12 protein-coding genes are annotated in these 13,485 nt (G+C 59.8%); all 12 read right to left on the bottom strand.

The window, feature by feature from the left end; genetic code table 11:
- The 12 genes from AB4N53_RS00760 to AB4N53_RS00705 all read right to left on the bottom strand — a co-directional run bounded on the left by AB4N53_RS00760 (position 1) and on the right by AB4N53_RS00705 (position 13,473).
- Entirely contained in the window at positions 1 to 357 is a 357-nt protein-coding gene (locus AB4N53_RS00760; RefSeq protein ID WP_150742462.1) for a flagellar protein FlaG, read from the bottom strand.
- A 72-nt stretch (positions 358 to 429) separates the two neighbouring features.
- On the bottom strand, positions 430 to 1,290 hold the full coding sequence (locus AB4N53_RS00755; protein ID WP_016771090.1) for a flagellin domain-containing protein: 861 nt from the start codon (positions 1,288 to 1,290) through the stop codon (positions 430 to 432).
- A gap of 242 nt (positions 1,291 to 1,532) precedes the next feature.
- The gene (locus AB4N53_RS00750) at positions 1,533 to 1,799 is read right to left on the bottom strand and encodes a hypothetical protein (RefSeq protein WP_460117467.1); all 267 of its coding nucleotides are present in this window, start codon (positions 1,797 to 1,799) and stop codon (positions 1,533 to 1,535) included.
- The gene (locus AB4N53_RS00745; protein ID WP_460117466.1) at positions 1,796 to 3,085 is read right to left on the bottom strand and encodes a motility associated factor glycosyltransferase family protein; all 1,290 of its coding nucleotides are present in this window, start codon (positions 3,083 to 3,085) and stop codon (positions 1,796 to 1,798) included. Before AB4N53_RS00745 ends, AB4N53_RS00750 begins: the two co-directional genes overlap by 4 nt.
- Positions 3,086 to 3,172: 87 nt before the next feature.
- A complete protein-coding gene (locus tag AB4N53_RS00740) occupies positions 3,173 to 4,099 on the bottom strand; it encodes a ketoacyl-ACP synthase III (RefSeq protein WP_460117464.1) in 927 nt (308 codons plus the stop codon).
- A 227-nt stretch (positions 4,100 to 4,326) separates the two neighbouring features.
- Entirely contained in the window at positions 4,327 to 5,379 is a 1,053-nt protein-coding gene (gene pseI, locus AB4N53_RS00735; protein WP_460117461.1) for a pseudaminic acid synthase, read from the bottom strand.
- On the bottom strand, positions 5,372 to 6,877 hold the full coding sequence (gene pseG, locus AB4N53_RS00730; RefSeq protein WP_460117459.1) for a UDP-2,4-diacetamido-2,4,6-trideoxy-beta-L-altropyranose hydrolase: 1,506 nt from the start codon (positions 6,875 to 6,877) through the stop codon (positions 5,372 to 5,374). The genes pseI and pseG overlap by 8 nt, the downstream gene beginning before the upstream one ends.
- Positions 6,874 to 7,569, bottom strand: a complete 696-nt coding sequence (gene pseF, locus AB4N53_RS00725; RefSeq protein ID WP_460117457.1) for a pseudaminic acid cytidylyltransferase — start codon at positions 7,567 to 7,569, stop codon at positions 6,874 to 6,876. The genes pseG and pseF overlap by 4 nt, the downstream gene beginning before the upstream one ends.
- 6 nt (positions 7,570 to 7,575) lie before the next feature.
- A complete protein-coding gene (pseC, locus tag AB4N53_RS00720) occupies positions 7,576 to 8,739 on the bottom strand; it encodes a UDP-4-amino-4,6-dideoxy-N-acetyl-beta-L-altrosamine transaminase (protein WP_460117455.1) in 1,164 nt (387 codons plus the stop codon).
- The gene (gene pseB, locus AB4N53_RS00715) at positions 8,736 to 9,737 is read right to left on the bottom strand and encodes a UDP-N-acetylglucosamine 4,6-dehydratase (inverting) (protein ID WP_460117453.1); all 1,002 of its coding nucleotides are present in this window, start codon (positions 9,735 to 9,737) and stop codon (positions 8,736 to 8,738) included. The genes pseC and pseB overlap by 4 nt, the downstream gene beginning before the upstream one ends.
- A 30-nt stretch (positions 9,738 to 9,767) precedes the next feature.
- A complete protein-coding gene (locus tag AB4N53_RS00710; protein ID WP_460117451.1) occupies positions 9,768 to 12,680 on the bottom strand; it encodes a TIGR00180 family glycosyltransferase in 2,913 nt (970 codons plus the stop codon).
- Positions 12,681 to 12,735: 55 nt separating this feature from the next.
- Positions 12,736 to 13,473 (bottom strand): cephalosporin hydroxylase family protein, encoded by a 738-nt coding sequence (locus AB4N53_RS00705; protein ID WP_460117449.1) that lies wholly within the window; start codon positions 13,471 to 13,473, stop codon positions 12,736 to 12,738.
- Positions 13,474 to 13,485: the final 12 nt, after the last annotated feature.

Genomic DNA, 13,485 nt, shown 5'->3' with positions numbered 1-13,485 from the left:
TCAGACTTTGGCGTCGAACAATACATGACTTGCATTGGCCAGGCTGTCTGCGAGCTTAAGGGCTTCGGCGGAGGGAATCTGTCGAACGACCTCACCCGTCTCGCTTGCGATCACCTTGACGATGACCTTGCCGGAATGCTCGTCGATCGAGAACTCCAGATTGCGCTTGATCGATTGGACGAACTTCTCGATCTCCTGCACCGCCAGTTTCAACTTGGCGTCGTCCGTATCCTGTCTCTTGGCAGCGACCGGCGCTTCAGTCTTGGCAACTTCAGGCGTTGCTGACGGCTTGTCAGCGACCGGCGTTACTGGCTTGGGAGCCGGATAAGACACGTTAAGCTTTACGCTCATGTCCATGCCCATCACCTCTTAACGTAAAAAAGCGAGAGAGCACGACAAGCGCACTCCCCCGCTCAAACTTGTTCCGGATTACTGAAGCAGCTTCAGTACAGCGGAAGGCAGTTGGTTGGCTTGAGCCAGTACGGAGGTCGAAGCTTGCTGCAGAGTCTGCTGCTTGGTCAGGTTAGCAGTTTCTGCGGCGAAGTCGGTGTCCTGTACACGACCCTGAGCAGCGGTGGTGTTTTCAGTGATGTTCTGCAGGTTGGAGATGGTGCTGGTCAGACGGTTTTGCGAAGCACCCAGGCTGGCACGGGTTGCACCGATGGCAGCGATAGCGGCGTCGATTGCAGTGATCGCGTTGTCGATGTTCTGCGAAGCAGAACCAGCACCAGTACCCGAAGTACCGGTCAGAACTACAGTACCGCTACCTACCGACAGGCTGACGGCGTCGAACTTGGAGCTCAGTACCAGATCGATGTGGTTAGCCGAACCGGTGTTTGCGCCAACTTGCAGAGTCACAGTACCAGCCGAACCGTCCAGCAGGTTTTTGCCGTTCAGGTTGGTAGCAGCCGAGATACGGGTGATTTCGTCAGACATCTGAGCGAATTCAGCGTTGGTAGCGGTCTGGTCAGCAGTGCCGTTGGTACCGTTACGAGCTTTAACAGCCAGTTCACGCATACGCTGCAGGATGTCGGTCGAAGCTTGCAGAGCGCCTTCAGCGGTCTGGGCAACGGAGATACCGTCGTTGGCGTTCTGGATGGCCTGGGTGTTACCGCGGATCTGCGAGGACATACGGTTGGAGATCTGCAGGCCAGCGGCGTCGTCTTTGGCGCTGTTGATTTTCAGGCCGGAAGACAGGCGCTGCATCGAGGTGGACAGAGCGTCGGAAGCGCGGTTCAGGTTTTTCTGAACGTTCAACGATGTGGTGTTGGTGTTTACTGTTAAAGCCATGACGAATTCCTCGTTGGTTGGGTACTGCGGCTTCCGGCCCTGGCAACCGCCGGGTATGGCCTAGAGAACCTTCGTAATAGTTATCGTCGGGATTGCAGGTTGCTTGAGGGCTTTTTGAAAAAATTTTGCCATCACCACGCCACCCCCGATAAAACAAAGACTTAGCAGTACATCCAGTGCGAAAAAATGACGTCATAAAACCGCCTGTAACGCAAAGCCGCGGGCCAGTGCTGCGCAGCGGTTCAGCGCGTGGCACTTTCCAGCAATTCGACCAATTCGTATTCCATATAGTCAGCCAGGCCCAACCAGTCCTGACGCTCCTGACAGTCGAGCATTTGCGTGAGCACCTGTGCCCAGTCCTGCTGCACCTTCTCCGAGGCAGACGCCAGGCATAGTTGAGCCTGTTCGAACACATCGACCATCGTCAGCGCAGCTTCAACATCGCGCCCAAGGCGAAACAACGCGGCACACCGGCGACACTGATCCTGACTCTGGTTCAGCGCACTCATTGCACGAACTCCGGATTGAAAGCGGTGCCGGCGATCAACGCGCCGGCGCGGCTGCTGTTGAGAAATTCGACCTGTGGATGCGCGGCGATGTAGCGCTCCAGCACACACAGATAGCCGCGAAAATTCAGCTGAGTGCTGACGCGCTGACCATGGCCATCGCGCACCCAGTGCCGCGCCTGGGCCAGCGGCGGGCCCAGATCGCCGTCGTCCCAACCCGCGTGAGTCTTGTTCATCGGGAAGGCGAAGTCAGCGCCAAACAGAGTGATTCGACTCGCGCCCATTTTTACCGCGAGATCCACCGCCGGATGGATCACGCTGCCGCCGACGTGCAGCTCACCGCGTGGATACTGCTCTTGCAGGTCGCTGTAGATCGGGCTGGCCGAATAGCCGCCATAACGCTTGCCCTTCCATGCCTTCAATACCTGCGGATCGCTCATCGGCAAGTACACCAGCGCAATGTTCTCGGACGCCTCGCACGGCAGATGCCGAAAACCGATGCGCTGATCGATGCTCACCACCAGATCAGGCTCGATGCCATGTTCGCGCAACGGCCGATAAGCGGTATCAACACAGATGAACAACGGCCGCTCAGCAAGCTGACGGATCGCCGCCAGACGTTCGAAATGCTGCTCCAGTGTCGGCCCGGTGGCGATCACGTAGACTTCGCGCCCGGCGCAGCTACCGAACAACTGCGCCACATCGGCATCGCCAAGCAATACCGGCAGAGACTCCTGCAAGCGCTGCCTGATTTCCGGTGACTGCGGATCGAAATCGCGGTTATTGAACGTCAGGTGCACTTCATTGATCAGCCGGTCGCGGACCTTTGCATTGAAGTCATCGGCCAGCAGCATCTCGGCCGGCAAGGCAAAGAATGGCGTGAAGAAGTCCGGGTGATCACCAGCGTAAAACAGCTCCACCCGAGGATCCTGCAGCCACTGGCGCTGATCGAGCAGTTGCAGCACCAGCGCGAACAGCGCGCCGTTGAGAATGTGTACGTACAGTTTTTCCAGGTCTGCGCGCTCAAGCAGCACGCCGGGCAAGTCGCCCAGGCCAGTGCCATATACGTGAAGATGCGGTTTTTCCGGCAGGCTCGCCGCCTGAACCTGCGCCTCATGCAGGCGATCATGGCGGCTGGTGAGCTGAATGCCGTCGACGCTCAGCGTCGAGCCCAGCCCTTGCACGAGTTCGGCCTGCACGGACGCGCTGTCCTCAGCCATCAATCGTTCGAACAGCGCCGGCCAGCGCCGTTGCAACACCTCGGCATTGGCTTGGAAAAACTCGCTCATGGCGCCTCGCACTCCTTCTCGGGCAAAAAAATAGCGTTCAAGGTTAAGCTTGAACGCTATTTTTGTATCAGTGTTTTTTGCTTGGGCTTACGGGCGATAGATGATCGCCGAGCCCCACGACAGACCGACGCCAAAACCGCTCAGCGCGACGCGCTGCCAGTCGGAATCGAGCACGTGTTTTTCCAGCAGCAGCGGAATGCTCGACGACACGGTGTTGCCGGTCTCGACCATGTCCTTGATGAACTTCTCCGGTTCGCCTTCAAAGCGTCGCGCCACGGCGTCGACAATCGCCGCACTGCCCTGGTGAATGCAGAATGCGTCGATGTCATCGGCTTTCAAACCCGAATCATCGAGCAATTCGTGCAAGTGCGCAGGCACTTTCAGCAATGCGAAATTGAACACCTGACGACCGTTCATGAAGAACACGCCGTTGCTGACTTTCAGGTGCGGAGCACCGGAACCGTCGGTGCCGAACTTGGCCTTGCCCAGCGCCCAGGTCGGATTTTCGCCGATCCACGTTGCCGTGGCGGCATCGCCGAACAGCATGGTGGTGTTGCGGTCTTCCGGATCGACGATTTTCGAGTACGGGTCAGCGGTGATCAGCAGGCCATTCTTCAGGCCGGCGGCTTCCATGAAGCCCTTGATCGCGTAGATGCCGTAGACGTAACCGGAGCAGCCCAACGAGATATCGAACGCTGCGACATTGGTCGGCAGGCCGAGTTTGTCCTGAACGATGGCAGCGGTATGCGGCAGGCCTTCTTCGTCACCGTTTTGAGTGACGACAATCAAGGCATCGATCGATTCACGCTTCAGTTCAGGATTGCTGGCAAACAGCGCATTGGCCGCTTCCACGCACAGATCGGAAGTTTCCTGCTCAGCGTCTTTGCGCGGCAGGAACGCCGAACCGATCTTGCCAAGGATGAATTCTTCATCCTTCTCGAATTTTGCACCTTGTGCGTAATTGTCCACGCCGGCTACAGGAACGTAGCTCGCAATGCTTTTTATGCCAATCATTACGGCTTCCCAATAAAAAACAGCCCAAAACCACCGCTCGCAAGGATTCGAGGGGCGCCGACAAACAGAAAACGGCCGCCACGACGGGCAGCCACGGGAAGCGCAAAGGGCTATCACTGGAACCGCAAAACGGGCCAGGCGCCATCTCCCCGGTCAATACAATACAGTGAAGATGCGCGTTATGACTCGCAGGTCACGCTATTTTGCCGAATCGATGGCAGATTGGCCTATTCGACCAGCGACCAGTCCAGCGGCGTACCGCGCTTGATCGCGGTGCGCGCACGGCGTCCGAGGACGGCTTCGGTGTGCCTGGGCGGCAGACCGAGACCGGGGCGAATGGCGCGCAGATTGTCGCCGGTAAAGGCTTCACCGGCGGCCATGTCAGCGGTGACATACAGCGAGCGGCGATAGACCAGCGACTTGCGCTCGGCCTCGGTGACGCCGTAATGCACCTGCCCCATGGCCTGCCAGGCACGCTCTGTTTCGACGACCAGACTGGTCAGCTCCGCAGGCTCAAGGGAAAAACTCGCGTCGACGCCTCCGGCCGAACGGTCGAGGGTGAAATGCTTCTCCACGACAGTCGCCCCGAGCGCCACCGCCGCCACCGATACGCCGACGCCCATCGAGTGGTCCGACAGCCCGACCTCGCATCCAAACAACTCACGCAGATGCGGGATCGTACGCACATTGCTGTTGAGTGGCGTCGCTGGATAAGTGCTGGTGCACTTGAGCAAGACCAGATCCTTGCAACCGGCCTCGCGTGCGGCACGCACGGTTTCATCCAGTTCGGCGATGCTGGCCATGCCGGTGGAGATGATCAGCGGTTTACCGGTCGCTGCCACTCGACGGATCAACGGCAGATCAGTGTTTTCGAAACTGGCGATTTTGTACGCCGGCACCTCGAGGCTTTCGAGAAAATCCACCGCGCTGTCATCGAACGGTGTCGAGAACGCGAGCATACCCAGCGCTTTGGCCCGGGCGAAAATCGGCGCGTGCCACTCCCACGGTGTGTGAGCTTTTTCGTAGAGATCGTAGAGCGAGGTGCCGGCCCACAGACTGCCCGGATCCTTGATGAAGAATTCGCCTTCGGCCAAATCCAGGGTCATGGTTTCGGCGGTGTAGGTTTGCAGCTTCAAGGCATGCGCTCCAGCCTTGGCCGCCGCCTCGACGATTTGCAGAGCGACGTCGAGGGACTGGTTATGGTTGCCGCTCATCTCGGCAATGATGAATGGTGGCGCATCGGCACCGATGGTGTGCTGGCCAATCTTGAAACTAGACATGCGAGTGATCCTTCAAAACACGGCTGAACTCACAGGTTTCCTGGATGAATCCGGCGTCGCGAAAAACTTTCAATGAAGACTGATTGGCGGGCATGACCCGCGCAGTGATGCGCGTCAATTGCGGCCAGTGCGCAGCGACAAACGCTTCGCCACGGCTGAGCACTGCCCTGCCCCAGCCCAGGCCAAAACGCCCCTCCAGCAGATAGATCGACACTTCGGCTTCGAACCCGCGCAAATCGTAGCGCAGCACCCCCACCGGGCCGTCGTCCGCCTCGGCAATCAGCAGCAACCGTTGCGGACTACGCAGGGTCGCCGTCAGCCAGTGCAGATGCTGTGCCCAATCGATGACGCCGGTTTCCAGCGACCAGCGCCGTACCGCTTCGGCATTGCGCCCATCGAACAGCAACTGCGCATCGTCCTGGGTCGCCGGGCGCAATTTCAGTACCGCACCGGCCAACGCCGCCGCCACGCGTTCGGCACCGCGCCCATCGACCAATTGCCGCGAGCGCTCGGCAAGGCTCTGGCGTAGAAAATGATTGTTCACGACGAAGCCGACCGCATCACGCAATTGCTCGACGCTGACCTGCTCGCGAGCACCCATGAACACATGCGCGCCGGCCGCCGCCATGACTTCGCCGTTGGCCTGCTGATTGTTCGCCACGGCGATGCAGATCGTCGGCAAACCCAGCGCCGCACGCTCCCAACTGGTGCCGCCGCCGGCGCCGATAAACAGGTCCGCTTCAGTCATGCGCTGATGGAAATCGCTGACGAAACTGTGCAGGCGCCAGTTCGGCCGCGTCTCGGCCAACGCCTGCATCTGCGTCCACGCCGGGTTGTCGGCGCCAGCGACGAAATCAACCTGCAATCCAGTGAAATCAGCCAGTGCCAACATCGCGTGGTGAGTTTGCCTCGCCGCGTCAAAACCACCGAAATTCACCAGCACCCGGCGCGCCTGCGGCTTGATCTCGATCGCCTCGCAGTTGAATTCTTCGCGCAGCATGGCGTAGCGCGGGCCAAGCAAAGTACGACAACCTGGCGGCAGCAGCGGCGCGTAGTTTTCACTCAAGCCAGAGAGGTTCTGATTGAGCAGCAGATCGACGCTGTAGCGCCGCGTGGCCAGATCATCCACGGCGGCGATTCGGTGCGCCCAGCGCCGGGCAGCGGTTTGCCAGTGATGATCGAGTCCGTAATGATCGACGATGATCCAGTCGAACGGTGCCTGCCCGTCCAGCAGCAGGCCCAGTGCATCGATGTCGAACTGCCACGGCAACATCGATTCGATGGCCTGCAGCGGGTCTTCATCACGATAGCGCTCGGGCAGCGCGAAGGTCTCGAAGCCTTCGGCATTCAAGGCATCCAGTCGATGCCCGGGCAAACGCCGACAGGCAAACGCGACGTGACCGCCCTGCTGTTTCAGCACCCGCGCCAGGGTCAGGCAACGGGCGATGTGGCCGCTGCCAATGGTTGGCGAGGCGTCGGCGCGGATCAGCACTCTCATTGCAGTTCTCCGCCGGCCTTGAGCGCGGCGTAGAGGTATTCGGCGCGTTGCCAGTCTTCGGGCGTGTCGATGTCCTGGACCAGATGACGCGGCAGAATCACCGGCAGGCTGGCTGGCGAGAACAGCGTCTCGCCACGCAACCACGCTTCGCTGCGGCCCCAGTAGAACTGCCCGGCATCCTGAAACGCTTCGGGCAGATCCTGCGAACGGGTGGTGCGAAATTCGGGGTACAAAGACGTCAACGCGCCCTCTTCGTCGAGGGTCAGTGCGCGCTGTACGGGGAAACCGAAGCCGCACACCGAGAAAGCGAACGACTTGTGCGGATGCTGCATGAGCAAATCCAGCCCCAGGCGCAGATACCGATTTTGCAATAGCGGCGCGGTGGCATAGACGCAGCAGGCGTAATCGAATGTCGGCAATTGCTGCAAGGCATGCACGATCACCGCAGCGGTGCCGGTGAAATCATCCGCCAGATCGGCCGGTCGCATGAACGGCACTTCAGCGCCATGTGCTCGTGCGACGTTGGCGATTTCGTCATCGTCGGTGCTGACGACAACGCTCTCGAACAGCCCTGACTCCAGCGCCGTACGAATCGAGCGAACGATCATCGGCACGCCGTCGAACGGTTTGAGATTCTTGCGCGGGACGCGCTTGCTGCCACCACGGGCGGGGATGATCGCGACGCAGCTCACGGTGCCTTACTCCTCAAGCAGCAGCCGACGCAGTTGCTCGACCACCTGATCCTGTTGTGCCTCACTGAGCAAAGGGAACAGCGGCAAGCTGAGCGCCTCGGCGTAATAGCGCTCGGCCTCGGGAAAATCGCCCTCGGCAAAGCCCAGCTCGCGATAGTACGGCTGCAGATGCACCGGAATATAGTGCAGATTCACGCCGATACCGGCGGCGCGCAAACCTTCGAATACCTGGCGATGACTGAGATTGCAACGTTCGGTCTGCAAGCGCACCACGTACAGGTGCCACGCCGATTCCGCTTCCGGCTGCGCACTCGGCAAGGTCAGCGGCAGGTAGGCGAGGAGTTGATCGTAACGGGCGGCCAGTTCCCGGCGACGTGCGACAAACTCGTCGAGCTTACGCAGTTGCGACAGCCCCAGGGCCGCCTGCAGATCGGTGATCCGATAATTGAAACCCAGCTCAACTTGCTGGTAATACCATGGCCCGTGGCTCGGCTCGGTCATGTGTTGCGGATCGCGGGTCATGCCATGGCTGCGCAGGCGTTGCAGACGCTCGGCCAGCGCCGGACGATTGGTCAGGACCATGCCGCCTTCGGCGCTGGTGATGATTTTCACCGGGTGAAAACTGAACACCGTCATCGCCGCAAATTCGCCACAACCGACCGGGCGCCCGGCGTAGCTCGCGCCCACCGCGTGCGAGGCATCTTCGATCACAGTGAAGTGGTAGCGCACCGCCAGATCGGCGATCTTGCGCAGGTCACAGCTCTGCCCGGAGAACGCCACCGCGACGAGAACTTTCGGCAACGTGCCGTCGCGTTCGGCTTGCTCAAGCTTGGCTTCAAGGGCAAAGGCATCGAGGTTCCAGGTCAATGGGTCGATGTCGACGAAATCAACCTCGGCGCCGCAATAGCGCCCGCAATTGGCCGAGGCCAGAAACGTATTCGGCGTAGTCCACAAGCGATCGCCCGGCCCCAGGTCAGCGGCCAGACAAGCAATGTGCAGCGCCGCCGTGGCATTGCACACCGCCACGGCGAAATCGGCCTGGCAACGCGCGGCCATGGCTTGTTCGAAGCGCTCGATGGTCGGCCCTTGGGTCAGCCAGTCCGATTGCAGGACGTCGACCACTGCGTCGATGTCCGCCTGATCAAGGCTCTGCCGACCGTAAGGGATCATACCGACAGCTTCGCGTGCAGATCGGCGATCTGCCCGACCGAAAGGAAATGCGGGTTGGTGTCCGAGCGATACTCGAAATCTTCGCTCACAGCACGCCCACGTTCACCGAGTTTATCGACGGCAAAATCGACGTCGACGCTGGTAAAACGAATCGACGGCTGAATCGTGTAGTGATCCTCGAACTCCAGAGTCATGCGCGCATCATCCAGCGGCACCATCAGCTCATGCAGCTTCTCGCCGGGACGGATGCCGACGTTTTTGTGCGGCAAATGCTCGGCCATGCCGCGCGCCAGATCGACGATGCGGATCGACGGAATCTTCGGCACGAACACTTCGCCGCCGTGCATCCGCGCAAAGCTGTCGAGCACGAACTGCACGCCGTGGTCGAGGGTGATCCAGAACCGCGTCATGCGCTCGTCGGTGATCGGCAATTCTTGCGCGCCGTCAGCAATCAGCTTGCTGAAAAACGGCACCACTGAGCCGCGCGAGCCGGCCACGTTGCCGTAGCGCACCACGGCAAAACGGGTCTGCTGCTCGCCGGCGATGTTGTTGGCGGCGACGAACAATTTGTCCGAAAGCAATTTGGTCGCGCCGTACAGATTGATCGGGCTGGCCGCCTTGTCGGTGGACAGTGCGACGACTTTCTGCACGCCGTTATCGATCGCCGCAGCGATGATGTTTTCCGCGCCGTTGACGTTGGTGCGAATGCATTCGGTCGGGTTGTATTCCGCCGCCGGCACCTGCTTCAACGCCGCAGCATGCACCACGTAATCGATGCCGCGCATGGCCTGACGCAAGCGGTCAGCGTCACGCACATCACCGATGAAATAACGCATGCACGGCGCGTTGAACGTCTGCTGCATCTCGTACTGTTTCAGCTCGTCGCGGGAGAACACCACCACACGCTTGGGCTGGTATTGCTCGAGCAAGCGACGGATGAAGTTGCGCCCGAACGAGCCGGTGCCGCCGGAGATGAAGATCGATTTACCGTTGAACATATTTTGATTATTCCGTCCCTGTCGCCAGGCTTAAGCGAGCAACTGTGCCCAGTCCAGTGAAGCGTTGTCATTGAGCACGAAACCTTTACCGCTCAGGCTCAGGTTCGCGTTGTAAGCCTGATCCTGAGCGAATGCCGCCGGCCATTTTTCGCGCAGGGCCAGCAGCGCGTGCGGGGCGTCAGGCATACCGCCCTGATGGATGACTTGCACCGCCGGAGTCCACACCGTCAGATAACCGGCTTGCCCGGCGCTCAGGCACAGATCGACATCGCTGAAGCCTTCGGCAAATGTGCTTTCGTCCAGACCACCGAGCGCCTCGTACAGTTCTTTGCGGACCATCAGGCACACGCTCGATACCGCCGAGTAGTTTTGTTCCACCGCCAAGCGATGCAAGTAACCGTCGGCATCGTGATTGTCACCAACGAAGGGCGAATCGACCCCGCCATTCATGCCCAGGATCAGTCCCGCCTGGCTGATCTTGCGATCACGGTCGATCAGTTTCGGCCCGACCACACCAACCTCTGGGCGCAGAGCATGGTTGAGCAAAGAGTCGAGCCAGTTCGGATTGACCACTTCAGCGTCGGCAGCAAGCAGCACCAGGTACTCGCCCTGCGCCTGACGACTGGCCGCGTTGAACAATCCTGCTTCGCTCAACGTCCGGTCAGTGCGCAGCACCTGCACTCTGGAGTGCTTGTAAGTACCGAGCCAGTCATTGACCTCAGCCGTCTGATCCGCAGCGGTGGCGATCAGCACTTCATAGTGTTGGTAACGGGTACGCAGCAACACACCTTCAAGGCAACGTTGCAGCACCGCCAGATCGCTGCCCGCCGGAATAATGATCGACACCAGCGGACGATCACTATGGTGGTAGTCGATCTGGTAAACCCCGGGAACCGCTGACGTCACTTTGGCCTTGTAGCCGCGATTGCCCAAATGGCGCAGCAGCGCCAGGCGCTCGTCAGCATTCTCGACCAGCTCTGGCGCCTGGCTGATCAATAGCGGCTCGTCGAGGTGAGCCAAGCTGTTGAGGCCGTGCTCTTCGATAAGACGCAAAAGCACATCGAGTTCCAGTGCCTGACTGAAATCGGCGCGATAGCCGCCGATTTCGACCAGCGCATCGCGCCGCACCAGCCAGTGCCGCGCCATCAGCGTTGGCAGGCTCAGCAACAGATCAAGGTTGAAGCCCGGCCGGAACACGTCGGCCAGGGCACCGTTTTCCTGGCGCTGGATTTCGTCGGTGGATACCGCGCGGCACTCGCCGGCGTTCATCAGTTCCAGGCTGGCGCGCAACAGTCCGCTGGCAGTGAACTCATCACCGGCTTCAGCCAACAGCAGCCAGTCACACGGTGATTGACGAGCGCTTTGATTGAGCTTGTCGATCAGATTGCCCGCGGTCACTCGGACAAAATGCAGGGTGTTCTGTGCCGTGGTCGCAGCGGGGGCTTCGCCGGTGGTGAACACGACAATGCGGAAAGCCTTGCACTGTCCTTCCAGCAAGCTGTCGAGAGACACCTGGAGTTTGTCGATATCGTCGTCCAGATCCAGCAGAAAAATGCCGAACTGCGGCCCGCCGCCATTCACCGCCAGATGTTGGCCGATTGCCTCAAGGTGAGCGCCGGGCGCACGTGCGGCCAGCCAGTTGAGCAGGCGACCGGACTGCATCTTGTCCATGACCGCATGATGGTCATCGACGGTCAGCGCTTCGAGGCGCTTGATCCAGGCCTGCATCGCCTGCGCTTCTTCGGCCTGGCCCATCGAAGTCAGCTGAGCCGCCAGCCGTTTGATCACGGTGCGATTGAACGCATTGAGATCGTGAGCCTGCCACAAACGGTCGAGCACGCTTTCCGGCGTGTCGTTGTTGCGTGCTTGCAGCAAGTGCGCCTGACGGGTCCAGACGCCCTCCAGCCCTTCAAGTTGAATGCGCCCCGCCGGCATGGCGTGCAGCATGAATTCGAACTGTGCCAGGAGGTCGAAGAACGCCTCGTTGTAGAACGGCATTTCCACGTACTGCAAAGGCCCGAAGCGGCGATCCGGATACTTGAGCTCCTGATTCCAGGTGGACTGGATGATCAGTTCCGCGGTCAGCGCTCGATTCGATTGCAGGCTGTCGACCATTGCCTCGAAGCTTTGCAGGGCAAGCGCTTTGCCCTGTTCGGCGTCCAGCCCTTTGATCTGGGTTGGCAGCGCGGCAAGGAACTCGGCAAAAGCTTCACGCTCGGCCACCGATTTGGCATCGACGTAGGTCAGCGAGTGATACACCTCGGTGCTGTGCTCGGAGGCACCGTAGTTGATCTCCCGAACCACGTAAGGGATCGGCAGAATCCGTGCTTTGGCACTGGCGAGCAGGAAATAGACATGGCCGATTTCCTGCCACTGGAAGCTGGTGCCGGGTGGCAATGCCGAGTGCCAGGTCTTCATCAGATCAGTACGGGTCACCGCGTAGAACGGCGGGATGTACTGGCTCATGTAATCGATGACCCGCTCCTGAGCCTGTTCGGAGCAATAGTCTTCCTGGACCTTTTTGTCGCGGCGGTAGTAGCTGACGCCACCGGCCAGCGCCAGGTACATCAGGCAATAGCCATGGCACATGCCGTAATCCGGATTGGCCTGCAGGAAACCCACGGATCGGGCCAATGAATCATGCAGGATGAAGTCGTCATCCGCCGCCAGCACCATGTACGGCGTGGTCAGTTGCTCGACACCATAGGCCAGTTTGGCCTGCATCCCCCAGTACGCGAATTGCGGCACATGATGGTAATCAACGGCGGAAAAATCGCCTTCCGGACGTTCCGGCGAGGAGTCGAGCACCATGATCTTGCAGGGCAAGTCGCTGTAATACTTCACAGCCCGACGCAGGAACGCCGGTCGGTTGTGGGTAATCAGCACCACCGTCAACAGCTCATCAAGCGGTAGCGTCAGTTCAGAACTGTACTTGCCTTGCATAACTTCTCTCCACAACCGGCGACTCGCCGAAACAACGCTGGGTAAATATTGCGAATTAACGGACGCGACGCAGGTAGCCGTCCGGCGCCACGGTGATCAACAATTTGTTCTGCAATTGCTGGTCGATTTCGAAGTCCTGGTTCTCTTCCAGATACTTCCACACTGCGGTTTTCGGATTGTCGCCCGGGCCCCACGGACGATCCGGGAAGAAATCGGCCGGCATGTCTTCAACCACGGTGTCCATGACCACGCAATAGCTGTCGACCGATACCAGCGGCGCGTAGAGGCGCAGCTCTTCGAGCACGTGATCGTGAGTGTGATTGGAGTCGAGGACCAGAATGACTTTCTTGCCTTTGGCTGCGGTCTGCACCTGAGCGGCAATGGCCGGGTCGATGCTCGAACCTTCGATCATCTTGATGCGCTTGGCCATCGGGTGGCTTTCGATGGCTTCGCGGTTGTGCGGACGAATGTCGAGGTCGATGCCGAGCACTTCGCCGTGGCCTTGCAGCTCGAGCAGCGAAGCGTAGTAGATGATCGAACCGCCGTGGGCGATGCCGCACTCGATGACCAGGTCCGGCTTGACCTGCCAGATGATCTCCTGCATGGCCATCATGTCTTGCGGCAGCTGGATGATCGGGCGGCCCATCCACGAGAAGTGGTAGCTGTATTTGTGCTTGGCCGATTCGTTGAAGAAATCCCGGGCTAGGCCGGTCAGTTTCGGGTCGTCACCCTGCTGGGCGATCTGCTCGCGGCACTCGGCTTCGAAGGCTTGGTTGATGCTGTTGTCGGTCATGTTGGTCATCTC

The sequence above is a fragment of the Pseudomonas sp. H3_E04 genome (assembly GCF_054668915.1).
Note: the sequence above shows the minus strand (reverse complement) of the source record. Positions and strands in the feature narration are given on the sequence as shown.